We start from the raw sequence: 24,891 nt of genomic DNA on the forward strand, positions 1-24,891 counted from the left end.
TAATAACAATTTTAATATTTGTTATGTCAAAAATAAATAATATTTCTATATTCTTTACCATAGATTTGTTAAATTAAATATAGTATAGTGTATTAATTTATAAGTAATTATTAAGTTTTTTGTTATGCTTCCTAGGTCTAAATTATTGGGTCTTATTTTATTGGGACACGTCGCTTTATGTGCTGAAGATGGGGAAATAGATATCAATTCTATTGAAAGAAATGATAGAACAAGACCTGCGTTCCTTCATAGTACGGGACATTTTACTGGGGTAAGCTCCTTAAATTCAGGAAGTGTAGGATCGGGTGATGGTTTTGCAAATGGTATTAATTTAAATAGAGAGGCATCTTTATATAGTGACCGTGCAAGTACTGCTATTGATCCTATAGCATGGGGTGTGATGCCTAGGGGGTTTGATCAAAGTATGCTACAAAATAGTCTGGCTACTCATCGCGGTCTTGGAAGACAAGAAAATAGGCAAGAATATTTAGATGGTATAAGTGATTTGTTTAATGAATCAGAAAACTCGGATACAGCAAGTGATAGGATGGATTCGGGGCCGAGCATTATTGATCAGGTTAATGCCATAAACAAAAGCATGAGTGGAAGCAGTTCATCTCAAATACGAAATCAATTACCTTGGGATTCGAGAGTAGGACCTAATGCTAATAGAGAAAATATAAAAAGATTGCTTGATAAATATCCAGATCTTTTAGAACGTAGGAGCCTTCTTAGTGATCCTTTGGGAGATAAAGATATGAAACAAATGGCTATAAGTCAAGAAAAGACTGCTGCTTTAGAAAAGCCTGGGGGTGGTAGAGGATTATTTTCTTCAGAATGTGATAGAGATATAAATGATCAGCAAGGTGGGGGGCAAAATATTACTCCGTCTTCAACAACATTGGTACTAGCACCTGCATCATCTCCAGCATCTGCATCATCTCCAGCTCCTGCGCCGGCACCAGCACCAGCTCCTGCACCAGCTCCTGCACCAGCTCCTGCACCAGCTCCTGCACCAGCTCCTGCACCAGCTCCTGCACCAGCTCCTGCACCAGCACCAGCACCAGCTCCTGCACCAGCTCCTGCACCAGCTCCTGCACCAGCTCCTGCATCAGCACCCGTACAGCAGCAACCCCTACAACCACAAACCGTACAACCACAACCTGTACAGCAACCACAACCCATACAACCACAACCTGTACAGCAACCACAACCCATACAACCACAACCCATACAACCACAACCCATACAACCACAACCCATACAACCACAACCTATACAACCACAACCTGTACAGCAGCAACATCAGCAAGCGGCAACTAAGATACAGGCTTTAGTCCGTGGGTATCAATCTAGGTTGCGGCAAGAAGGCGATGAGCGACAGGCTGTAGAAATTGAAACAGAAGAAAGAAATTCTAACCTTTCTACTGTTAGAAATAATCATAATGGTAGAAGAAATATTAAGAGATGGATTCCTGGAATTACGGTTCTTGGGGCTCTTGGAGCAATAGCAAATTATTTTATTGTTCCAAGCGGTGAGCCGGCTCATGATCTACCTTCAACAGACCCTGCAGTATTTCCTAATACTAATACCGATCAGCCTGAGGGTATATTGAATACAAAAAGTAATGGTAGTGATGTCATGGCTCATCGCCCAACTTCCCAAGATCCTGGGCCATTTCCTGCGCCAGCGCCAGTACCTGAATCAGATCCGTCATTAGTTATTGATATTAATATTAATCAGCCTGTAGTGGAATGTGCATCGGATATAGAAAGTATGGATAATGGTCATATTACCAATGATTTGATAAGTATCAATGAGCATGGAATAAGCACTAGATTTGAGCATGAGATTAAGATAGCTGGTGTGCCTCTTCAATTACCTACTACATATAATAATTCATTTTCTGGTGGTTTATTGTCTGCTCAAAACGATCAGACAGGAGTACTGGAGAAAAATGATATAGGTGAATCAATGGAAGTTCCTGAACACCATATATTAGGTTCTACAATCGCATCGTCTTCTCCTGCAATATCAATTTTTGAGTCAGTACCAGCTCTTGCCTCAGCAAATACGTCTGAGCCCGAATCTACTACTAAACCTACTACCGATCAAGAACCAAAAACTGGGGATGAATCTGATAGTAAAAACAATAGAGGGAGTTATAAAAATATGTTTTACGGAGCCATGGCGGCTGCGGGGGCTTATCTTGGTCTTGGGCCCCATCTTGTAGATCACGAAGCAAATTCTGAACAGGATGACGAATCAGATATTGATATAGTGGAAGATGTCCCAAACCCTGCTGCTGGATCAAACCCTCCTGCTGCTGGATCAAACCCTCATGCTGCTGGATCAAACCCTCATGCTGCTGGATCAAACCCTCCTGCTGCTGGATCAAACCCTCCTGCTGCTGGATCAAACCCTCATGCTGCTGGATCAAACCCTCATGCTGCTGGATCAAACCCTCATGCTGCTGGATCAAACCCTCATGCTGCTGGATCAAACCCTCCTGCTGCTGGATCAAACCCTCCTGCAGCTGGTCCTGATCAAGGTGGAGGAGCTGGTCAGAACAATGGAAAAAATTATGGTGTATTGGGTGGAGTTCTGGGTGCAGTTGCTTCTACCGTAGCTTATTTGAGTAATTACATGGGTGCTAATACACAAGATCAAGCTGTTGATCAAACTAATTCACCGGATCAGCAAAACTTAAACGATGAGGTTAGAAATTATGAAGATAGCGGTGGAGCGAAGAGAGATATTGGAGTAAAACCAGATAAGTCCAATAAAGGAGGCGAAACTCAGTCCGATACTCATTCATCAAGCGATTCAGAGAGTGAAGATAGTGGAATTGTAAGTGTAAGTGATGTGAATGGAAATGACCCAGAAGGTACGGATGGAGAAGATGATAGAAATGAAGAAGAAAATACAGAAGGCGGTGGAAATCCTGCGCCCGATTTAAATCCAGAACCTATTCAGAGTCCAAAAATATCCGAGCAAACTAAAGGATATATAGATAGGGGAAGTATGGTACTGCCTATATATCTATTTGCAGAGAATCAAATAAAGTCTCATTTAAGCCAGATAGATGAAGTTTTATTGCCAGCTGCGGGTGAAAAAGACCCTAGTTATATTTACAGACCATGGATTTCTGGTAATCTGGGTTTCATTAGTCAAGATTATAAAGGAGACCTGGGATCTTACGCTGTTGGAAGTGATTTTATACTTAGCGATTGCTTTAAGCTTGGTATTGCCTACTTAAATATTACTGGTAAGTTTAAGTATAATGAGGTTGCATCCAGCGTTAAGTCTAATGTTTTTCAAATTTATGGGCAATATGACATTACGCCTGAATTATTTGTGCAATCTGCTTTATCCCATATCAATAGTAAGGTTAGTGATGAAAGGACAAAGTATAGGTCGAAAGGTTTTGGGGCATTTAGTTTACTAAATTATAAAATTAGCTTATCGGAAGATATATCCTTAATTCCTCATATGGGTTTGCGTTACCTGCAATCTAAGGATGGTGATCGATCTTTTATCGTGGATGAAGGTTTAGTTGAACAGAAAGGTCAGAAAAATAAGATATTAGCAGGCATTATAGGCTCAAAGCTTGAGGTTACTAAGCACTTAAGAGATTCATATTTGGCATATGGTTTCTCAGCAGGACTTTCAAAGGATATATTTAACAAAGGCCAAGGATCAAAAGCTACTTTACTTGATGCCAATGGAGTTGGAGTTGATAATTATCAAGGTAAAAAGTTAGGTAGGACCGTAGTATATAACTTAGGACTAAATACTGCTTTAAAAAGCAGAAGAATTGAATTAAGCCTGAATTATAATTTTGCATTTGGTCATAAATATAAGGCTCATCAAGGCAACATAAAGTTACAATTGAAATTATGACATTGTGGCTTTGATTATTTGATTCTTCAAACGGGGGAAGCAATTTAGAAAATTAAATCCGACTTTTTTGATAACCTTAGATGGTAGCGACTGATTTCTAAAAATCTTATCAATAAAATCAGTAGCAAAAAACATCTTAAGGTTATCGTATTTGCGGCTTTTTTGATAATCCTTTAAGGCAATCTCATTTAACTCTAATCCAAGATTAAAGTATCTGCTTATAATCTTGCTTAAAGATGCAATATCGATAATTCCCAAGTTCAAACCTTGACCTGCAAGTGGATGAATATGATGTGCCGCATCGCCTACAAGTACTAAGTTTTTAAAGAAATATTTATCAGTAACCTGTGCTGTTAGATTAAAGAGTTGAATGTCATTTGTAATTTTCACCTCGCCCCAGAAATTTCCTAAAATCTTTTGAATTTGATGAGTTAGTTCTCTTTTATCTAATAGCTTATACATAGATGCAAGTTCGGACTCTACGCTCCATACGACAGCAGATTCATTCTGATCTAAAAGGGGCAGGGTGGCAAATGGTCCTGTTGGCAAAAAGTGCTCTATGGCTGCGTTATTATGAGCTTTTTCGTGCCAGATGTTAAATACAAATGCAGCTTCGCCGTAACACTTATTTACGCTATAGCCAAAGTATTTGTCTTTGATAATAGAATTTCTACCATCACTTACGATAACTAAATCTGGTTTTAGTAAAGTTCCATCTTCTAAGGTCAAGTTACACACCTCTCCATCAAAGCTGACATCATTATAGCCTACAGATTTGGTTAATTTGATCAGCTTATTTTCTTTAACAAGGGAAAATAACGTTTGTTTTAAGCTGCCTCCATCTATCATGTAACCCAGCGCTCCGCTTAAACCTAACTCATTTTTGCTAAAACGCAGTGTTTCAGGCTGATAGTTATGCATTACGTATATATCATTTACATCAGCTGCATATTCTCTTAAGTGTTTCCAAAGGTTAATTTCTTCTAAAAAATCCTTAGATTTTAAGTTAATGGAAATTGTTCTTGGATCTTGCAAGAATTTACCTGTACAAGGGCTTTTTTCAATAATTGTTGATGAAATACCTTTGTGGCTCAAAGCAAGAGCCGCAATCATTCCGCTGTAACCACATCCTAAAATAACTATATCTTTCATGGATTAAATTTTAAAAAGTTAAACATTAAGGCGTAAAAAGAAACGCTTGCAAATATCGCTGCTAAAACATCATCTAGCATGATACCAAGACCGCCTTTTATATTCTGATCAATATAATCTATTGGCCAAGGTTTAAAAATATCAAAAATTCTAAATAACACAAAAGGCAAAATAAAAGTTACAAACAGATCTAAGATTAAAAGATATGTTTTTTGTTCGTATATTTTTTCTTGTCTTAAATACATCGCAAACATCATGTGCCCAAAAAGGCATAAAATACTGGTTAGTAATTGGCCTACAACTTCGTCAATTACAACTTCCGAAGGATCCTGATCTTGTTTATCTTGAATATAAAGCTCTGATGCAACTGTCCCTATTATAAATAAAAACAGAGTAAAAAGTAGCATAATGCAAAATTTTAGAACCCGAATATCGACACCGGGTAGTATCATAGAAGCTTGTACCAATAAGTTTGCATCTACAAAGTAATGAAGTAGAATAAGTAAAGGAAACGCTGCCAGTGAGCCAAATGTACCTGGTGCTACAGGAATTTTACCGATAAAGCCGAAGGTAACTATTATTTTTATAAAGGTGTTCATTGTTTTTCAGTAGTTTATAATATTTTATAATAACCAAAACAAATGCAGATAGAAGAAGTTTTAAATATTTTTGCTAGCGATAATCCTAACCCTGGTATTGAGCTTGATTTTGTAAATAATTATACACTTGTTGTTGCTGTGGTTTTATCGGCGCAGGCAACAGATGTGATGGTTAATAAAATTACGCCTCCCTTGTTTGCTATCTGTGATACGCCAGAGAAGATGGTTGCATTAGGTGAGGAAAAGCTTAAAGAGTATGTGAAAAGAATCAATTATTTCAATACCAAGGCTAAAAATATTATATCCCTTTCTAAAGTGTTAGTTGAGAAATTTCACTCAACCGTGCCTAATAATTTTGATGCACTTGTCACACTACCTGGTATTGGTAGGAAGAGTGCAAATGTGATTCTAGCTAGTGCCTTTGGAGCTCCGACTATGGCTGTTGATACTCACGTGAAGCGAGTGGCAAATCGTATGGGTTTTTCAAATTCTAAAGATCCAGAAAGAGTTGAACAAGATTTATTAAAGGTTATAGACATTAAGTGGAGACCGCGGGCTCATCAGTGGTTAGTGCTTCATGGTCGCTATATTTGTAAAGCTCTCAAACCAAAATGTCCTGAATGTAAGGTTAGTAAATATTGTAAGCTGTACAATATGGTATAGCTGCACTACATCCTACACAAATCATCAAGAAAGCCAAAATTTTTTAGCAGGTAATTTGGGATATGCTATTCTGCTTGAAATTAGACACTGTTAACAAACTAGTTCTTTTTGGTGTTTTTGACGTTGCAGTCCTGCTCAAATCCTCAAATACGTTTAGTATTATTCGGTTTTCCGCGCGTCTGCTCCTAAAAAACCCCTAAAAAGAACTAGTTTGTTAACAGTGTCTATTTAATCCAAATGTTTACAATAAAATAGTGGCAGAACTTATGGAAGAAGAGCAAGAAATAGATAAAGACCAAGAAACTGATAAAGATGCAGAGCAAGTTCCTGAGCCTAAAAAGAGAAGGAAGCCAGAGCGCGTTCTATACCTGTAAATACCTTATCTAATAGTGTTTAAACTAAGAATTATGGGTATCCGCGTGCGTGGTATCTCCTAATAAATCCATGTCGTGGTTGGTGACAAGCGGTAGAACTGTATTAGGTTCTTGATTATCCGTACTTAATGCTACCGAAGGTTTTTTAATGCTATCAGTCTCTTCGCCCATTTCTACTTTCCTTTTTCCAATTTCTGTGTCAATTGTAAGAGCCTTGAGTACATCGCCCAACTCGCTTTCAGCGTCTATTTTCATATCATTTTCTGCTATTGAATGTCTAAGTAGCACAGATAGTTTATTGAATACGTACTCTTGTGCTTCTCTAGCCTTTGGATTTTCATTATCTTGGTTAAATTCATTTAAGGCATTATGCAAGTTACGTGCTGCAGCAATTTTAAGGCTAATATCTTCGTTTTGGGCAAAGAGTTGATCAATATTATCTTCTTCGGTTAGAAAGTTTAATGTAGGAATATGTTTTTTAAAGTTTATCCACCCTATTTTTAGATTTCCTATTATTAAAAGGACAGCCTTAAACCTAGTATCCTCATTTTGGAATGGACAACCAACAGCTTGGTTAAGCGTTGAAAAATAATACTTATTATCAGACTTAACAACAGGATTTACGAAAGAACCTTTGTCAATCATAGTCTTTATAATACCAATTATGGTATCATCATTAATTCTACCACCAGTCATAAAAATTTCTTGCAGCGGGGTTTCGCCATCAGCATTCCTTATATTTACATCTGCATTTTTATCTAATAAGAAATTTATTAAATTAAGATTTCCTTTTAAAACAGCGCAATGCAAGGCTGTTTCTCCGTATGAATCTTGCTCATTTACGTTAATCCCATTATCTAATAGCCATCTAACAGCATCCAAGTTGTTTCCTCCTGCGGCTGAAGGCAAGAGAGATTCAGCTGATTGTTTTATATCAGAAACAGTAAAATAATCTAGCAAATGGTTATCCAATACTCCAAATACTATAAAGTGTAAGAGAGTTAAATTAGTATCTTCATCTTGTGGATTTATATCGCAACCTTGTTCCTTTAAGGCTTTAATCTTTTCTTCTACTAGTGCGGTATATTTTTCTTTGTTATTTTTTAATGCTTCTAAATTTTTATCTTTTGCATACTGAAAAAGCTGAGTTATTATATCCATGAGTTAGTAATATATTTATAGTTATAATAGTATTATATACCTACTATAAAGATTTTAACAATCATTTAAAATCTGCACAAGATAGATTCAAATAGAATAGCTTGTGACTTAGATAATTAATCTTTTCGATACCATATTGTTTTTGATGTGGTTTGAAGATTGATCTAGCTGCCTAGATGATATGTTTCAAAATGGCTTTTCCAACGTATCTAAATAATTTGATGTGTTTGTGATTAGATTTTTAGATAAAGATAATTATTATTTATTTAATATAATTTTAATAAATAATCCATTTAATATTTAAAAACTTATAATACTACTTGCAATTTACATATAACTTATTATACAATATTGATATAAAATAATTAAATTATAATAAATTATGAATAATTTAGTTTCTCAAGCGCAATCTTCACTTCAGTCTTTTTATGTTAGTCACAAAAATATGTTTGATAAAAATTTAGAAGCGGGAATAGCCTCATATAAGTTAGTAAGGGGTATGGCTACAGTTGTAGTAAGTGCAGGCACTTCGGTGACCAAATTAAGTGAGTTAAAAAATAACAATTTGAGTCGTAATTTGGAAAATGTAAGAAATGCTTATGGAGAAAATATACAAAATTATCCTGGATGGAGTTTATATAAAGGTTTTTATGGTATGGTTTTTGGCTTTAGTACTATTAAAGCATTAGCTAAACCTTTATTATTACCAGAAGAAGCTTATAAAAAAGGCACTTTAGCTTTAAAATCTTTAAACGAAATACCAGAACTTTTTCGTGACTTTTGTACAAAAACCTCAGAAGCAGCTTATGCGACATCGGATATGATTTATTTGGACATGAAGTATGTATATTCTGAAATGCAAAAAGCAATAAATGAACAAGGCAACTCTTGTGCTAATGCACAGATTAACAAAGACATTGATAGCTGTAATACAGATTTGTCATCTCATGATCTACATTTAGATACGGTAGGACAGGATTCTGTAGCGGCTGCTGCTTAAGGTTGTGAATCTTAAACCAGTATTGTATATCGCATCTCTACTTTTTGGGTAAATTCTTGAAGAAGTAAGACCCTCTTACTTCTTCAGTCAACCTGGCTACTTTATTTAGGACCTTCCAAGTAACTAATAATTTTCTGTAAATCTTCAGGGAATATGCTGTTAAACATCAATTGTCGTCTATCAATTGGATGGGCAAAACTTAGTTGAGCCGAATGTAGGGCTTGTCTTTTGAATTGGACTAATGGATGGTCATTGTCTAGGTGTAGTGCCGAAAGCTTTTTATCATTTTTGCCATACATTTGATCTCCTACAATGGAATGACCTATATGACTCAAGTGCAGCCTGATTTGGTGAGTTCTGCCAGTATCAAGCTGACATTCTACTAAGCTAATATTTGTATTAGGAAAAAATTTTAACACCTTATATGAAGTAGATGCAAACTTACCTTCCTTGGATATACGCATCTTTAAACGGTTGACTTTATCGCGGTCTATATAACTTTCAATAGTTCCAGTGGTTTTAATGATCATACCCCAAACTAAAGCTTTGTAAATTCTTTTAACTTGACGCTCTTTGATCTGCTCAGCAATGTTTAGATGTGCTTGATTAGTTTTAGCTATGATCATAAGGCCAGAGGTATCTTTATCTAACCTATGGACTATTCCAAGGCGATTTTCTCCTCCAACATCAGATAAATTATTTTGACAATGAGATTTTAAAAAGTCCTGAAGTGTATATTTTTCTGAATGCTGATTGCCGGGATATACAGAAAGGCCAGCTGGTTTATCAATAACCATAACATCATCATCTTCATACACTATTTTTGGTTTTATTTCTTCGCACCTTACTCTTCTAACCTTTTCGGGAACAGATTTAATTATAACGTTATCTTCAAACTTAACGCACGTATTTTGTTTCGTTACTACTTCTCCGTTAAGCAAGACAAGATTCTGACTAATGAAAGATTGGATTTGTGACCTTGGGATATTCAATATAAGAGATAAAGCTTTGTCGATTCGAATTAAATGAGCTTCTTGAGGTATAAGAAAACTATTTTCCTGATTCATGATAGATATGGAAAGGTGGGTGGTGGCTTGAGCTGGAATCGAACCAGCGACACAAGGATTTTCAGTCCTATGCTCTACCGACTGAGCTATCAAGCCTCAAAAATATAAATTACTACAAATTGCGCCCATTGTCCAGTGTAGGTGAAACAAAAATCTTTAAATTCGTTCTACTTTTTACTAAAATTTGTTGTTATGATGTTTATTATTTGAACCTAGCATTTAAATTTTATGAGTAACAACAATCTTGATAACATTATATCCTTACCACTTGCACCTGACAAAAATTTTGAAATCAGCTCCCTGCTTAAGATGCTTAGCAATGCAGATATAATCACTCAGCTCATAATTCTGCTACTACTGATTGCGTCCGTAGTTTCTGTTGCGATCATTTTAAATAAGTATTTTCAATATTCTACTATAAATTATAAAATAAGACTTTTTGAGCGAAATTTTTGGTCGGGACAATCCTTGCATCAAAGCTATAGTAAAGTTAAAAAATTTTCTAATAACCCTTGCGTTGCTATATTTAGAGCTGGGATAGAAGAATCTAGCGTATCTGGTAATGTAGGGGATATAAATTTACGTTCATCAATGGTTCTTGCAGCTATGAATGTGGCTCGAAACAAAGAAGTAGATAAATTAGAAACATCTCTTACGATGCTTGCAACGATAGGATCATACACTCCATTTGTTGGTCTTTTCGGCATGATTTGGGGGGTTATTAATAGTTTTCAGTCTATTAGTGCTGCAAAGCATGTCAGTATTGCGGTTGTTGCACCTGGTATGTCTGAGGCGCTATTTATTACGGCCATTGGTATTGCGGTTGCTTTACCAGCGTCAGTTTTCTATAACATTTTATCTAACAAACTAAATACAATAATCAACAAATTGGATGACTTTACCTCTGAAGTACATCTTGCATTAATTAAAGAAAATTTTGCTCAATAATTTATGTTATTAAGAAAGCGTAGTAGAAGGACAGTTGTAAACGAAATTAATGTTGTACCCTTAATTGACATTATGCTCGTATTGCTTGTGATATTTATGGTTACTGCACCAATTATATTAAGTGGCGTTGAAGTTAATTTACCTAAAGCAAGTAGTAAGGATTTGGGCCTTGAGAGCGAACCTTTAGTAGTTTCTCTGGATATTAAAGGCAATCTTTACATCATGCAAACTAAGGTTGAAATCAAAGACCTTGCTAAAAAACTTAAAGCTATAACAAAAGAAAAATACGATACCAAGATCTTTATTAAGGGTGATACAGACTTAAACTATGGCACCATAATCAAGGCAATTACATTAATTGGCCAAGCGGGATTTCATCAAGTAGGGCTAGTAAGCAAATCTGATTAGAAATGGATAGGCGCTTTAATGTATTTCTTTTAATCTCTGTTACTCTTCATATAGCTTTTTTTGCGTTATTTGCCTCTAAAAAGTTTTATAAGCCTTATAGACAATCTAGCGAACATGTTTTTTTTATGCATGTAGTAAGCATGTCTGACATCAACAATATTCAGACTAGATTGAAGAAAAAAAGTAAACTGCCCCAAATAGAAGATGCTAAAAAAGTTGATACTTCTGCAAATAAACAGCCTAAAGTCCCTCCACAAATTAAAGATACACCTCAAGCAATAAAAGCTGATAAAGAGATTCAAGCGCCAACTACAAAACCTACTGATAAACCTAAGAAAGTTGAGCCAAAAAACGTCATACCTTATGAAATCAAAACTAAACCTAAATCGCCAGCAAAACCCCAAAAGCCTAAGAAAGAGATAAATCTAAAAGAACTTGAAAAATTCTTATCTCAAAAAGGTCAAGTAAATAAGGAGAGAGCCTCAGAGGGTACAAAAGATAAGTCTAACAAAAAGTCGGGCAGCAAAAATAAAGACGACCAGGATAGTGCAAGCACAAATTATAATCCTAATATGGCAGAGTTTGCGAATGCTAGGACTTTATTACAGCGGAAAATTGAAAGCAACTGGAATAAACCTCCAAGTATGAGAGATTACAATAAGCTTCATATTAAAGTTAACTTGATGCTTGATCTAAACCAAGACATAAATTCTATATCAAATTTTGAGTTTTTAAATGAGTCTGTTCCAGATAGTGTCAAGGTGGCAATCAAAGATAGTATAATTAGAGCTATCAAACTTTCTGCTCCTTTTGATTTTTTTGCCATAGAACATTACGAGCATTGGCAAAATATTCCGTTAGTTTTTATCAATAATTAATTTAAATTCTTTATGAAATTACCTGTTAAAATACTTGATCACGCAAAAAACTTACCTCTACCATCATATGCAAGTGCTCAAAGTGCTGGTATGGATTTGTATGCAGCAATTAGTGAAGATATTATTTTAAAACCAATGACAAGGAATATGGTCCCGACGGGCATTTGCATAGCCTTGCCTAAGGGATATGAGGGGCAAGTACGGTCCCGTTCAGGTCTTGCAGCAAAACATGGTATTATGGTTCTAAACAGCCCTGGAACAATTGATGCTGACTATAGGGGTGAAATTAAAGTTATTTTAATGAATTTAGGCCATGAGGAATTTGTTATACAGCCAGGAATGCGTATAGCCCAACTTATCATTGCCGGCTATACGCAAGCATCTTGGGAGAAGGTAGATGAATTATCAGATACGGAGCGTCAAGCTGGAGGTTTTGGTTCAAGTGGATTTTTTTAGTTAATGCGCATATTAATTCTATTTTTATTACTTACTAGCTGCTCCCCTAGATTATACAACCAAAAACCTGCATTTTATTCCTATATTATTGGGTATACAAAAGGAAATAGAATTACAACGGAACATGCCTCAAAAGTATATGCAACGCCCGCCAGTTGTCAGAAAGTTATTACTGCCCTAGTTGCATTAAAAGAGCTAGGGCCAGATTACAGATACAAAACTCGCCTTTTTTCTTCGAATAATGATATTGTTATTGTCTTTTCAGGAGATCCTACTTTAACAACTAATGATCTTGCTTTATTGCTTGCGCCTCTTGAAAATAAGCAAATTAAAGGCAAAATCATATTAGATGCATCAGTATTTCAAGCCTCCCCTTACTCTCCTCATATGATGATCGATGATATAGGAAAAAAGTATGCCCCTCCTGTATGGAGCATTAATATTGATCATAACCTTATTAACTTTAAGGTAGTTCCTAGTACAGTTTTTAATCCTTTGATTGTGAGTGATGCGAAGTATAAGATTATATCTAATATTACTAGCTCTGATAAAGCCTCTTCTGTTAAATCTTCTTGGAACCAAGGTAGGTTTTATCTGAAAGGAAACATAAATATTAATGAAGTACATAAATTCCAAGTTGCACCAGAACAAATTCAACCATTTATTATTCAAAAAATTCAAAAGTTGCTTGATGGGTTAGGTATTAAGGGAAAAATTCAGATATCAACTAAGACGTTTAATTATGGTAAACTGATCAACCAAATTGATTCCGAGCCTCTTGTAGAAATATTAAAACCAGCTCTAAAGCAATCTGATAATTTAGTTTTTGATAGCCTATATTTAACAATGCTACGAATTAATCAATGGCAAGATGGTGATAGTGCTATAAAGAAATTGATAAAAAAACATTACAACCTTGATTTTAAAGACTCCACTATATTGGATGGTTCGGGTTTATCCAGATACAATCAGGTTCAACCCTATCAGCTATTTGAATTACTCAAAAGAGGCTATCAAGTCCCTGATTTTATCGACTTATTACCTTATCCAGGAGAAGAACAAAGCACACTTGCTAGGCGTTTAAATCTTCCAGCTGACCTCAAAGCCAAAACCGGTAATATGAAAGGACTTAGCTGTTTATGTGGCTATAGTAAATCAAAAACATTTGTCATTATGACGAATAGTTTCGCCCCTCCTTCAAATGATATGTTTGGGGTAATTGATAATTTTTTGTCCTTACGTCTAAATAATTAAAATATTATTTGCTTAAATACTATTTTCGTAATTTATGTTGACAATATATTTATATATCTAGGATAATAATTTTATATTACGTAATTCAGGTGAATAATTGCTATGTCTAAAGATAAAGATTTGCCAGATAACGCTGATCATAAAAAGTTAAGTATTGATACTGACTCTGATCTAGGTTCGCCTGTTTTACATTATCGTTCTGGAAATACACCTTCACCCGAACTCCCAACTCCTACTCCTTCACCTGAATTGCCACTGGTTGCATCTCCTGATTATTGGCCTGGATTGCCTCCTACTCCTGAGCAATCTTCGGCATCTCGTTTTAACTCTCCTACGTTTGATAATCTGCCCACACATCACAAATCATTTGCAACTAATACGTCATTTAAACCGCTCAGTCCTCCTGTAATGATTCATCGTATGCCGTATGCGCTTCCTGTCCCTATTAGGAATAAACCGATATTAGACTTATATCATCATACTGATATCAAACCAGTTGACAATAAGGAAACTCAAACAGATTTGTATGGTCCTCCAAATCATACTTATGAAATAATACCGATACTAGGAGGCTTTATGATAGATGGAGTTAAGTACATCCTTGAACCTGCTCCAGTTTCGCAAAATACTATCGGGATTCAAACTAATCAACCCATACAATCACCTTCGGATAAATTGAGTCAACAAAAAAATACATCAGGTATAAAGCCAGCTGCTAATTTTACTAAGCCAGCAGCTGTAAATCCAAGACCCCTTTCGACTTTTGAGGTGCTAGAAACTTCGGAACCCAAAAATGCTCCACGTATCAGTAAAGATAAGATCTTAGAGTTAAAAGTGTCTATACCGTCCGAAATGAAAGAGGCTTCAAATTCAACTGTGATCAAGGATTTAAAGATAGAAGGTATATCAAATTCTAAACCGCTTAATCTAGAATTAAAAAAGCCTTCTATACCAAAATACGAGCTTTCTTCAGAATCTTCATCATATAAAACCGATCCAACGCCGCTTAGAACGTTTAATACTTCAGTAGATACAACAAAAGTATTTACTATAAAATTAATTGGTGAAGATTCAAGTGATGATGAAAATGAATTTATGGATGTATTTTAATAGGCACTATCAGCTGTTCAAAAGATTCTTAAAGCCTAGAGCAATTAAGTACATTTCCGTAGACTCTTGCCTACTAGCAAGGGGCTTAAAATGCTTTACTGTAGTAAAATGATTTTTGATTTCTTTTAAAATATTATGATCAGTTCCTCCTCGAAAAACTTTGGCTATAAAACTACCCCCTGGTTTTAGTGCTTTTTGAGCAAAGCTAAAAGCCTCAGAACATAAATGCATAATACGTAAGTAATCAGTAGAACGCTCACCTGTAGTATTTGGGGCCATATCGCTTATTACCGCATCTGCTTGGTGGTCTCCTAATTGAGTCCATATTTTGTTTTGTATTTGCTCATCTAAAAAATTACCGCAAATATTGCTCACTCCGGCAATTTTATCCATAGGTAATAGGTCAAGAGCTATTACTAGTTTATTTGTAGAAGTGGCATTTGATAGTTTTGCTGCTATCTGGCTCCAACCACCTGGGGCTGCTCCAAGATCAATTGTGATATTGCCTTTTTTGAATATTTGGAATTTTTCGTGAATTTGTAGCAACTTATATGCTGCTCTACTTTTATAACCATCTTTTTGAGCTTGCAATACATATTGATCTGTTAGTTGCCTTTGAATCCATTTTCGAGATGATGGTTTAACTTTTTTTTTATCTTTATGTGCATAAGCATAATATATTTATGGCGGAGAGAAGGGGATTCGAACCCCTGACACACTTCCGCATGAACACGCTTTCCAGGCGTGCGCCTTAAACCGCTCGGCCATCTCTCCTTATATATGAAACAAAATTATAGCATATTTTACGGCGTGTATAAATACACAGCTTAAATTATTATAATTTTGTGTTTTGTATATTAACAAAAATGTGTTAAAACCTTAATTCCACAAATAACTAATTAAGGTGAGTATGGAATTTATCAGTAAATATTATAAAGCATTAGCAAAAAAGTTATCAAATACTCAATTAGACGCTCAAAACGGTCATCATTATGGTTTATATCAAATTTCTGAGAAACAACTGAAAAAAGTGGGATATATATCTCAAGGTTTATGGACTGGTAAATATGGAGTGAGAAGTTTAGATGATTTCCTAAAAAATAAAACAATTCAAGAGATTGCAATTAGAGAATATTTTCAGATGATTTGGCAAGAGTTATCAGATTATCATGCTTATGAAGGCAAATCTATTAAGAGTTGCAAACTGAGTCAAGCTAATATGATATTAGCGGCATATCTTGGTGATATTGATGAGTTAAAAGAGTTTATTGAATCAGATGGTAGGGCGGAGTGTTCTGACTATACATTAAGTATTTTAAAAGAGTTTGAAAACTTCAAGTTAGATCTGTATCTAGCTGATTTTTTTAATATTTTGGAGCAGCAGCAGAGATTTACGTATGATAATCCAGAGTATGTGATATGGCTGGAGGATAATTTAAAATTAAAGCAAAGTGAATTAAAAAATCATATTATCACTCAAATCAGTAAGTTAAAAACCTATGTTCCTGAAGTAACCCAAAAAAGATTGAATAAAGCGTTTGAGGAAATGGCAGATAAATTAAAGTGTGAGATGCGGGATGAGGTACTTTACAAGGATCTAGAATATATCAATATTTGTGATGAAAAGAAAACCTCAATAGCTAAAGTTCCAAATTTAACCCAAGGTCAAAAGCAAATATGGGAGAAGTATTTGTTAATAGCAGAAAATCTATCTTCTAACAGCTGGAATGATGTAGGTACGGTTATTGATGCATGTAATGAATATCTTGAGGAGGCTTTTGATAAAATTAAAGCATGTAAGGTTAGTGCAGATTTTAATAGGGTTACAGAAGATTGTCACACTTTTTGTGAAGTTGTAAACGCAGTATTAGGTGTATCAGAAGAAGAGGTTACAGAAATGGAAATTTAAAAACTTTTATGTTATTATTTAAACTGCAGTTTTAAAAAGTATTTTTAACTTTTTTCTAACGAAACAACCTTAATACACTGGTTATTTTAAAGATTTCGTTACTTAGTATGTAGAAACTGCTTACAATAACTAGTTTATTAAACGTCGTGAAATTTAAGGTTTTAATATGGCATACCAAAATACTATTAATAATAAACCTTCTAAGGAAGATGGCCTGCTGTTAGATAATATGGATGGTGTTATGGATTCAGAGCCACATATTAATACATTTGATATAAAGCAGCTTAAAAAGAAAATATCTGATAAGTTTTTGGAACTAGTCAACAGCTTGGATGCGCTAGCTAAAACAAATTTACATGCAAATCTAGAGAAATTACGCTATCAAGAGTTTCGAAAGATGAATGATGAAATGAAAATTCTTCAGAAATATTACTGTGAAGAGAAATTTAAAATTTCAGGACAAAGAGTATCTGACAAAGAAAGACCCACATATGCTATGAAGCGATTATATGCTTGGAGTGAAGATGGGTTAAGGTCATCATGGATTAATTTAGATATAGGTGATATCAAAGATGCTGAAGTCAAAGAAAAATTAAAGTCTCTGCAAGATGAATTGCATATTCGAATGATATCTAAACAACGTGATATTTCTAAAAAATTCATCAATCTGGCTTCTAGGTATATTGAAGACAATGATAAAGATCATAGGTTTCGTTTAGAAGAATGTAGCAAGTATATGGAGCAGTGTATATCTAAAATAGATCTTTATAACATTTCTGATTTGAAAAAAATCGAAACTGAAACTAACATTTTATTAGAGAATTTTGCTAATTTAGTTGGAGTAGATATAGTCCATAAAATTGAATTTTAATAGGTAATGTGTTATGACGGAACTCAAATCAAGTGATGAGTATTACAAAGATATTTTAGAGCTTAGATCTCAAACTCATAGAATGAGTACTATAGGTATATATCACTTTCATCCCAATGATTTTAGAGATATAGGGTACATTTTACCTCTCACTTTTGAAAAATGGACAGGTAAGTACGGCATAAAAAATCTTGCGGATTTCAAGAGTAGTGAGCTTGTGCAAGAAATTGCGTTTAGAGAAAAGCTTGCCAAGATTTGGGAAGAACTTAAAGATTGCCATCATTATGAGGGTCTAGTAATCAAGGGCATAACAATTACCAAATCTGGTATGATTACTGCTGGATTTTATGGTCCTAAGGATTGCGTGAAAAAGTTTTTAAGTTCTTGTGGTCAAGTTGATGTTATGGATAAATTTAAAGTAAGAAGGTGTTCGGATTATATGAAAAAATTTGCCGGATACGATATAGATTACTCCATTGGTAATTTAGATAAGCAGTGCCGTGAGGAGTTAAAATCTATACAAGAAGATACAGTAAAGTCATTAATTGTATCATTAGAAAATTGTGCTGATGAAAAGAAAGGGGAGTTAATAATGGCTCTTAAAATGGAGTTGTTTAAAGAATTTGCCATTTTGATGTCAAAGTATACTATTAATTTAAGTCAAAAAAAGCACGAAGAGCTGGTAATGTTGCAAAATACCCTGAGTGCCACTCCTGAAATAATACTTCAAATAATAGAGCAGGGCCACGCTGAAATTGAGCGTGTTTTCAAGAGGGAGCTATTGAAGTTCGTTCACAACACTTATTCCAAAGAATTAGCAATTAGTATTATAAGCGAAGATAAGTTAAGAGATGAAGAGGTGGAGATAAGTAAAAAATTAAATTTGGGAGAAATGCTAGGATACTCTAAGCAATTGGGAGATGCAGGGATTATTAAAGGATTGGAGCATATAGTACAAAATATTAGACTTAAAAAGATTCCAGGTGACATTAAAGATTTTATCAAGAAGAATGTTCCGCAAGTAGGACAAAAATTAGACTCTTTTGCACTAAATATTGAAAAGGGACTTACTAGTGAGCTTAAAGGAGCTATAACAGAAATTATTAAAGGGGGGGCATTTGAAGCTAAGTTTTACTTGGATAATGCTCGTGAGATTTTAGAAAGAGGCTGTGTCGAGATTAATCGTTATAATATTAATGGCGGTAAGGATTTTACGAACGTAGTTGGTGAAATAGAAAATGGATGCGAAAAATGGGGAGAGGGAGTCGGGGTAACAAAAAGTGATCAAGATGATTTACGTCCAACGGGTGAATTTTACATTGAAAGTATAATTGGTTAGATTTAATATGAGCTCTTACTATTACCTTGAGAGTATGAACTTATTAATAGTGGTGTATTGAAATAAAAAAGCGAGTTGGTTAAGTTTCGTTGATAGATGACTTACCATAAGTCGTAATAACGATTACAGTAAGTCATGATGCATTAATCTAAATGGATTATAATTCAATTTCACCTAGTTGTTCTGTTGCTTCTCCTATGTTTGGAGTATCGACCTTAACAGTAGGTTCACTTGAAGTATCTGCTACGTATGGTGCACTGATTTTACTTGTTAACCATGATACAAATGGACGTAAGAGAGGAATAAGTGCAAATGGGGAAAAAGTAGCTTGATCTGGTACTTGGAAAGTAATTGACTGACTATTAGTATAATCCTCCTGAGCTTTATTGATAGATAGGTCGCTATCTTTGAATCTAGCTATATGCTCTTCTTTCAACAATTTGAATTCTGACCACCCTACTTTCTGACGTGCGTAAATTAAGTCAAGTGGCACATATTTGCCCTCAATAAAATTAAATGTAGATCCCTTGTTCTCGTATATCTTTTGAGGAGGTTGTTTTAGGTAATATTCATATACCTTATATTTGTCCAGTTCTTCTAATAAGGTTGTTTGTTGGGTTTCTATCTCTTCTAGTAAGCGATGTTTACGCCAATCTGTATCTGGTAAGTTTTCATAAGCTTCTTGAATCAATTTTAGGTTACTAAGTGCTTTTGGTGGATGAATTGAGTCTTTTCCGTTAGCCCTCAGTAATGCAAATAAGTAAGAGCTATCAGATGGTATATTTAGTTCTTCAATATTTTGGGTCAATAATACACTTATAATATTATCATTTTGATTTTTGACAGCTATATCTAATATGCTTTCGCCTCGATTATTTGTTGCTGTAATGTTTGCCCCACAAGATAACAAACCATTCATCATAGCTGCATTGTCACTTTGTGCAGCACGTAGTAAAGGTGTAAACCCTTCATTGTCTGATTCATCAATTTTAGCTTTTGCGTTTACTAAAACACTAAATATATTGCTGCTGCCCAGGTTGTATACACTTCTTTTGGCTAATTCATGCAAAGGGGTTGATGCTTGATTGTCTTTAGCGTTAACGTCAGCTCCTAAAGATATTATTTGTGAGGCTAATTGCGAATTGTGAAAATATGCTGCTTTATGTAAAGGGGTTGATTCCCGATTGTCTTTAGTGTTAACGTCAGCTCCTTTTTTCAGTAAATATTGGTCTAGATAAAGGACGTCACTACTCCTTTCTGTGATAAGCTGTTGTAAAGGAGTGAATCCATCTTGATCTTTTACCTCAAAATCAGCTCCTTGATCTATTAGATATTGAGCTATTTTACAATTACCTACTTTGATAGCTTGTTGTAAAGGAGTAAGATCATCTTGGTCTTTTGCGTTAGGATTTGCCCCTTTTTTTATTAAATAATCAATTATGTTCTCAGAGTTGAAAAAGTGTTTTACAACTTCATGTAAAGCTGTTGATCCTGTATCATCTTTGGCGTTAACATCAGCTCCTTGTTTTTCAACTAATTCTTTAATTTCGTTTTTGGATATAGACCTTGCTTTTATTGCTTTAAATAACTTTTTATTAACTTTTTGTATAGAATTATTGTCTTGGCTGTGATTAGTCATGATATATAAGTTTAATTATTAAGTAACCAACTATAATCCTAAAGATTATATAGCTTTAAGTCAATATAAAGTTAGATAATCTAATAAAAGAATAATAAATTAGTTTATAAGCAATCAGAGATTTATGATAATTTTCTTAAAGCCTCGATATTACCTGAAGTAATATGGTCTAAATTAGTTGTGATTTTTTCTATATTCCAATCCCACCAGCGTAACCTCAATAAAAATTCTATAGTTTTATCGTCAAATCTTTTGCGTATGACTTTAGCTGGATTACCTCCAACGATTGTATAAGGCTCGATGTTTTTTGTAACTAAGCTATTTGTTCCAATAATTGCTCCATCTCCAACCTTTATCCCTTGCATAATTGTTACGGAGTTTCCGATCCACACATCATTTCCAATCACGGTATCTCCTTTGCTAATCGCGTTCATTTTAGTACCCGCCCATGCTCCACCAAAAACCTTGAAAGGATAAGTTGAAATACCATCCATATCATGATTTGATCCATTCATGATAAACCTGATGCCGGTTGCAAGCTGACAAAATTTGCCGATAATCAGCTTATCTCCCATAAATTCGAATAGGTAAAGAACGTTTTTTTCAAAATTATAAATATCCTCAGGATCATCGTAATAAGTATAATCCCCTACGATAATTTGAGGATTGGTGATAATATTTTTTAAAAATATAGTTCTTTCGACTCCTTCAAGAGGATATAAATTGTCAGGATTTGGATATTTGTTTACCATAAATTACCAAGTATTTTGAGATACATTTTAACGCTGCTTGTATCAATAAATTCATTATCATGGATACCCCATAAAAAATCTCGTGCTATCCATCCTTTATGACCTTGGCACCTCACATGACACCATTCTTTATAACAATAATTTAAAAAAGCACATCTGACTTTCGGTTCTACGGATGCGCTGTGACGTTTACCTGGGAATTGAAATAAAAATGCGTTAATCAAAGATTCTTTTATTATTATTGATCTTTTAGATGAAAGTAAGCTAACGTGGACCCATGCTGTATCTCCATCGATATCTTTGATTTGCCTCCAAGAGTTAAAGGCAGCTATAACCTCTACAGGCTCGCCAGCTTTTAAAAATACGAATGATACGGGATAATTAGTACCTGGACCAACTCGGGCGTTTACTTTATTCGATTTAATACTCATAAACTGAGTAGCAGCTTGGGCTAAAAGAGCTAATAAAGATAAAAGAACTATGCTAGTTTTTTTCCAAAATATATTCTTCATAGTTCTCTTTATTAATGCTGTAAAGGTTTGTCCTAAATTGTCCTTTGATTCTTGCCACTTCGTAATCGCTAATCCCAAGATGTTTTAAAGCAGCGCCGCCTAGTTGCAAACCATTTTCATAATGCTCAGGTATGATAACATGGGCCCCCGCTTTGTATAATGCGTTAGCATTTTTAAGGTTAGGAGACCTGATAACTATGTTTACGTTTGGAAAATTAGCTGAAATACTGCTCAAAGCTCTTTTTACCGTAACCATATTACGTATTGTAATAATCACTACCGATGCTCGCTCTAAGCTTAAAGCTTGAAGAGTCTCTAGCTGACTGACATCACCTTTAAATATTGGCACGCCTTGGTCAGATCCAGCTTGCACTACGTCTCTATCAATATCCACAACTATGTAATTCAGATTCTGGAACTTCATCATTTTTGCTGCCATTGCGCCAACCTCTCCAAATCCAGCTATGACAACGTGATTTTTTAGATCTGCAGTGTTGTGGGCAGTAATATCCAGGTTTTTCATCTTCTTATTATCAAAGAAATCAGCAAGTCTATTTCCAAGCATAGCTAAAAGAGGTGTAAGGGCCATACTGCAGGTAACTACTAACAAGAGAATTCTACCTGTTTTATGGCTGATGACTCCATTACTCATTGCGAGGTTAAATAAGATGAAAGCAAACTCGCCTCCTTGTGATAGTAGCATTCCGGTTGATATTGCAACTCCTCTACTGAAGCCGAATAAGCGACAAAGTCCGGCAATAATTAATGCCTTAATGAAAATCAAGGTAAATGAGAAAAATAGGATGCTGCCTAGTTCTTTGTACATCTCAATAATATTGATCTGCATGCCAACTGACATGAAGAATAGTCCTAGTAATAATCCTTTGAATGGGTAGATACTATCTTCTGCTGGAAGTCTGAATTCCGTTTCTGCAACCAATATACCTGCGATAAACGCTCCAAGAGCCATTGATAGACCAAGTGCCTCAGTAGTCCATGCTGCACTTAGACAAATTAATAAGGTTGCAGCGATAAAAATTTCGTTATTGACCTGGACGCTATCAGAAGAGATTAATCTAAAAATAGGGCGCAAAAACAGTCTACCGCAGATAAAAATTACAAGAAGTGAAACGATAGCTTTAGAAAATGATATCATAACGGCGTAAGCTATTGACTTGCTGTCTTGCGATAACAGAGGTACGATAACGAGCAAAGGGACAACGATAAAGTCTTGTTGAATTAAGATAGAGAGCGAGATTCTACCTAGTTGTGTGTTTTGATGTTGGTTCTCTTCCAACACTTGCAGCACAATTGCTGTCGAAGATAATGCTAGTCCGCAGCCAATAATGAAAGCAGTACTGTTATCTTTTAAGAAATAGAGGCTTATAAGCCCGACTGCAAGGCTAGTTAGTATTACCTGCAAAGAACCTAGACCAAAGACATACTTGCGCATCGTTTTTAAACGCTCAAACGACAGTTCAAGTCCAATAGCAAAAAGTAAGAAAACAACTCCGCATTCTGCCAAAAAACTTACTTGATTAGAAGTAACAATCTTAAATCCATGATCACCTATTAAGCCACCAGCTACCAAGTAGCCAAGTACAGGGCTTAGCCTTAAGGATTTAAAGGTAACAACAACAACGATGGCAGTGCAGATAAGTAGTAATACACTAGGCAAAATGCCTAAATCAGTTGCGGAGTGAAGAGCGTCTAAGTTTTCCATTGGGCCTTGCGTGAAATAAATTACGTTTTATTCTAGCACAAAGCCTCAAGAAATCGAAGAAAAAAGTTAGTCTAACTTGCGTTTTGTAAAGAAGCTAATAAATAATCTAGGTCTTCTTGTGTGTCAATAGATACGGGCATATTTTCTACGTAACATACTCCTATGCTCATACCATTTTCTAAAGCACGTAGTTGCTCTAGAGATTCAAGCTTTTCTAGATCAGATTGAGGAAGAGAATAAAATTTTTTCAGAGCTTGTTTTTTATATGCATAAATTCCAACATGACATAAGAATTCTTCAGTATTGGATGGTATCAAAGAGCGGGAAAAGTATAAGGCTCTGCCATTAGGCGTAACAACTACCTTAACATTAGATTTATTCTGCGCATAGTCTAAACCTTTTTTTGAAACTGCAGTGCATATATCAAAATCGCTTTCTAAAGCAAGTTTTGCAACTTTAGTGATAATGGTGGGATCCATAAATGGCATATCACCTTGCAGGTTAATTATGACATCTTGCTCTATTCCTGCTTTTTGAGTAGCCAAAAAGACTCGGTCTGTTCCAGTTTGACACTCTTCATTAACTATAATAACTTCAATCGGGTAAGGATTAAGTAAGTCTGAGATTAAAGGTGAATCAGTTGTAACATAAACTTTTTCTACATCGCTATCAAGAGCATTAACTACGGCCTTTTCTATCATTGTTAGATCGCCGATCTTGATTAAAGGTTTTCTTAGAAGACGAGTTGAACCTATCCTTGATGGAATTACAACGGCGGCGTTATTGATTTTCATAATTTATACTGCAAAAGAATTACCACAACCACATTTAGCGGATGCTTGAGGGTTGCGTATTTCAAAATAAGCACTTCCCAAATTTTGTACATAATCAACTATAGAGCCTTCTAAAAATTCACGTGAAATAGGATCTATAAGTATTACTATGCCCTCTTTTTTTATTACCTGATCACCTTCTTCTATTTCTTGGACAAATTCATATTTATACTGCATGCCAGAGCAGCCTCCGCTTTCGACAGAGATTCTTAATTTTGCATCGCCCCTTTTGGCTAGCAAGGTTTTGACGCGTTTTATCGCGCTGGAAGTTACTTGAATATTAAAATCTACCATTTACTATAGAAAGATAAAAAGTAATAATAGTGCTATTATAACACT

23 protein-coding genes and 2 tRNA genes are annotated in these 24,891 nt (G+C 35.0%); 12 read left to right on the forward strand and 13 right to left on the reverse strand.

Going from position 1 to position 24,891, the window contains the following annotated elements; translation table 11 throughout:
* Window positions 1-124 precede the first annotated feature (124 nt).
* Complete coding sequence (locus tag phytr_RS00365) at window positions 125-3,904, forward strand: autotransporter outer membrane beta-barrel domain-containing protein (protein WP_106873916.1); 3,780 nt, start codon at window positions 125-127, stop codon at window positions 3,902-3,904.
* On the opposite strand, the gene phytr_RS00370 is transcribed toward phytr_RS00365, so the two are convergent.
* Together phytr_RS00370 and phytr_RS00375 are read right to left on the reverse strand one after the other, a co-directional pair.
* Complete coding sequence (locus tag phytr_RS00370; protein WP_106873917.1) at window positions 3,899-5,056, reverse strand: FAD-dependent monooxygenase; 1,158 nt, start codon at window positions 5,054-5,056, stop codon at window positions 3,899-3,901. The two genes, phytr_RS00365 and phytr_RS00370, sit on opposite strands and share 6 nt — an antisense overlap.
* The gene (locus phytr_RS00375; protein WP_106873918.1) at window positions 5,053-5,655 is read right to left on the reverse strand and encodes a phosphatidylglycerophosphatase A family protein; all 603 of its coding nucleotides are present in this window, start codon (window positions 5,653-5,655) and stop codon (window positions 5,053-5,055) included. Before phytr_RS00375 ends, phytr_RS00370 begins: the two co-directional genes overlap by 4 nt.
* Window positions 5,656-5,697: 42 nt before the next feature.
* On the opposite strand from phytr_RS00375, the gene nth reads away from it, so the two are divergent.
* Window positions 5,698-6,318 carry an endonuclease III gene (gene nth, locus phytr_RS00380; protein WP_106873919.1) on the forward strand — a complete coding sequence of 207 codons (621 nt, stop codon included), beginning with the start codon at window positions 5,698-5,700 and terminating at the stop codon, window positions 6,316-6,318.
* A gap of 398 nt (window positions 6,319-6,716) precedes the next feature.
* On the opposite strand, the gene phytr_RS00385 is transcribed toward nth, so the two are convergent.
* Window positions 6,717-7,853 carry an ankyrin repeat domain-containing protein gene (locus phytr_RS00385; RefSeq protein ID WP_106873920.1) on the reverse strand — a complete coding sequence of 379 codons (1,137 nt, stop codon included), beginning with the start codon at window positions 7,851-7,853 and terminating at the stop codon, window positions 6,717-6,719.
* Window positions 7,854-8,235: 382 nt separating this feature from the next.
* Between phytr_RS00385 and phytr_RS00390 the strand changes: the two genes are divergently transcribed.
* Entirely contained in the window at window positions 8,236-8,853 is a 618-nt protein-coding gene (locus tag phytr_RS00390; RefSeq protein WP_106873921.1) for a hypothetical protein, read from the forward strand.
* 101 nt (window positions 8,854-8,954) lie between these two features.
* On the opposite strand, the gene phytr_RS00395 is transcribed toward phytr_RS00390, so the two are convergent.
* Both phytr_RS00395 and phytr_RS00400 read right to left on the reverse strand, forming a co-directional pair.
* Complete coding sequence (locus phytr_RS00395) at window positions 8,955-9,920, reverse strand: RluA family pseudouridine synthase (RefSeq protein WP_106873922.1); 966 nt, start codon at window positions 9,918-9,920, stop codon at window positions 8,955-8,957.
* Between the two features lie 20 nt (window positions 9,921-9,940).
* Window positions 9,941-10,016 (reverse strand) — tRNA-Phe (locus tag phytr_RS00400).
* 132 nt (window positions 10,017-10,148) lie between these two features.
* Between phytr_RS00400 and phytr_RS00405 the strand changes: the two genes are divergently transcribed.
* From phytr_RS00405 to phytr_RS00430, 6 genes are all read left to right on the forward strand, one after another.
* Window positions 10,149-10,868, forward strand: coding sequence for a MotA/TolQ/ExbB proton channel family protein (locus tag phytr_RS00405; protein WP_106873923.1), 720 nt, complete (start codon window positions 10,149-10,151; stop codon window positions 10,866-10,868).
* A gap of 3 nt (window positions 10,869-10,871) precedes the next feature.
* Window positions 10,872-11,276 carry an ExbD/TolR family protein gene (locus phytr_RS00410; protein ID WP_106873924.1) on the forward strand — a complete coding sequence of 135 codons (405 nt, stop codon included), beginning with the start codon at window positions 10,872-10,874 and terminating at the stop codon, window positions 11,274-11,276.
* Between the two features lie 2 nt (window positions 11,277-11,278).
* On the forward strand, window positions 11,279-12,154 hold the full coding sequence (locus tag phytr_RS00415; RefSeq protein ID WP_106873925.1) for a hypothetical protein: 876 nt from the start codon (window positions 11,279-11,281) through the stop codon (window positions 12,152-12,154).
* A 12-nt stretch (window positions 12,155-12,166) separates the two neighbouring features.
* The gene (gene dut, locus phytr_RS00420) at window positions 12,167-12,610 is read left to right on the forward strand and encodes a dUTP diphosphatase (RefSeq protein WP_106873926.1); all 444 of its coding nucleotides are present in this window, start codon (window positions 12,167-12,169) and stop codon (window positions 12,608-12,610) included.
* Window positions 12,611-12,613: 3 nt separating this feature from the next.
* Entirely contained in the window at window positions 12,614-13,864 is a 1,251-nt protein-coding gene (gene dacB, locus phytr_RS00425) for a D-alanyl-D-alanine carboxypeptidase/D-alanyl-D-alanine endopeptidase (RefSeq protein WP_106873927.1), read from the forward strand.
* A 102-nt stretch (window positions 13,865-13,966) separates the two neighbouring features.
* Window positions 13,967-14,974, forward strand: a complete 1,008-nt coding sequence (locus phytr_RS00430; protein ID WP_106873928.1) for a hypothetical protein — start codon at window positions 13,967-13,969, stop codon at window positions 14,972-14,974.
* Between the two features lie 9 nt (window positions 14,975-14,983).
* On the opposite strand, the gene phytr_RS00435 is transcribed toward phytr_RS00430, so the two are convergent.
* Together phytr_RS00435 and phytr_RS00440 are read right to left on the reverse strand one after the other, a co-directional pair.
* Window positions 14,984-15,655 (reverse strand): RlmE family RNA methyltransferase, encoded by a 672-nt coding sequence (locus phytr_RS00435; protein WP_106873929.1) that lies wholly within the window; start codon window positions 15,653-15,655, stop codon window positions 14,984-14,986.
* A 3-nt stretch (window positions 15,656-15,658) separates the two neighbouring features.
* Window positions 15,659-15,748 (reverse strand) — tRNA-Ser (locus tag phytr_RS00440).
* Window positions 15,749-15,884: 136 nt separating this feature from the next.
* Between phytr_RS00440 and phytr_RS00445 the strand changes: the two genes are divergently transcribed.
* The 3 genes from phytr_RS00445 to phytr_RS00455 all read left to right on the forward strand — a co-directional run bounded on the left by phytr_RS00445 (window position 15,885) and on the right by phytr_RS00455 (window position 19,093).
* Entirely contained in the window at window positions 15,885-16,883 is a 999-nt protein-coding gene (locus phytr_RS00445; protein WP_106873930.1) for a hypothetical protein, read from the forward strand.
* Between the two features lie 166 nt (window positions 16,884-17,049).
* Window positions 17,050-17,754 (forward strand): hypothetical protein, encoded by a 705-nt coding sequence (locus phytr_RS00450; RefSeq protein ID WP_106873931.1) that lies wholly within the window; start codon window positions 17,050-17,052, stop codon window positions 17,752-17,754.
* A 13-nt stretch (window positions 17,755-17,767) separates the two neighbouring features.
* Window positions 17,768-19,093 (forward strand): hypothetical protein, encoded by a 1,326-nt coding sequence (locus phytr_RS00455; protein ID WP_106873932.1) that lies wholly within the window; start codon window positions 17,768-17,770, stop codon window positions 19,091-19,093.
* Window positions 19,094-19,250: 157 nt separating this feature from the next.
* On the opposite strand, the gene phytr_RS00460 is transcribed toward phytr_RS00455, so the two are convergent.
* From phytr_RS00460 to phytr_RS00485, 6 genes are all read right to left on the reverse strand, one after another.
* On the reverse strand, window positions 19,251-20,732 hold the full coding sequence (locus tag phytr_RS00460) for an ankyrin repeat domain-containing protein (protein WP_106873933.1): 1,482 nt from the start codon (window positions 20,730-20,732) through the stop codon (window positions 19,251-19,253).
* Window positions 20,733-20,854: 122 nt separating this feature from the next.
* Window positions 20,855-21,484 (reverse strand): CatB-related O-acetyltransferase, encoded by a 630-nt coding sequence (locus phytr_RS00465; RefSeq protein ID WP_106873934.1) that lies wholly within the window; start codon window positions 21,482-21,484, stop codon window positions 20,855-20,857.
* Entirely contained in the window at window positions 21,478-21,996 is a 519-nt protein-coding gene (locus phytr_RS00470; protein ID WP_106873935.1) for an SH3 domain-containing protein, read from the reverse strand. Before phytr_RS00470 ends, phytr_RS00465 begins: the two co-directional genes overlap by 7 nt.
* On the reverse strand, window positions 21,968-23,719 hold the full coding sequence (locus tag phytr_RS00475; RefSeq protein WP_106873936.1) for a monovalent cation:proton antiporter-2 (CPA2) family protein: 1,752 nt from the start codon (window positions 23,717-23,719) through the stop codon (window positions 21,968-21,970). The genes phytr_RS00470 and phytr_RS00475 overlap by 29 nt, the downstream gene beginning before the upstream one ends.
* Before the next feature lie 71 nt (window positions 23,720-23,790).
* A complete protein-coding gene (kdsB, locus tag phytr_RS00480) occupies window positions 23,791-24,513 on the reverse strand; it encodes a 3-deoxy-manno-octulosonate cytidylyltransferase (RefSeq protein ID WP_106873937.1) in 723 nt (240 codons plus the stop codon).
* A 3-nt stretch (window positions 24,514-24,516) separates the two neighbouring features.
* Window positions 24,517-24,846 (reverse strand): HesB/IscA family protein, encoded by a 330-nt coding sequence (locus tag phytr_RS00485; protein ID WP_106873938.1) that lies wholly within the window; start codon window positions 24,844-24,846, stop codon window positions 24,517-24,519.
* Between the last annotated feature and the right edge of the window lie 45 nt (window positions 24,847-24,891).

Origin of the sequence: Candidatus Phycorickettsia trachydisci, assembly GCF_003015145.1 — a bacterium.
Lineage (GTDB): Bacteria > Pseudomonadota > Alphaproteobacteria > Rickettsiales > Rickettsiaceae > Phycorickettsia > Phycorickettsia trachydisci.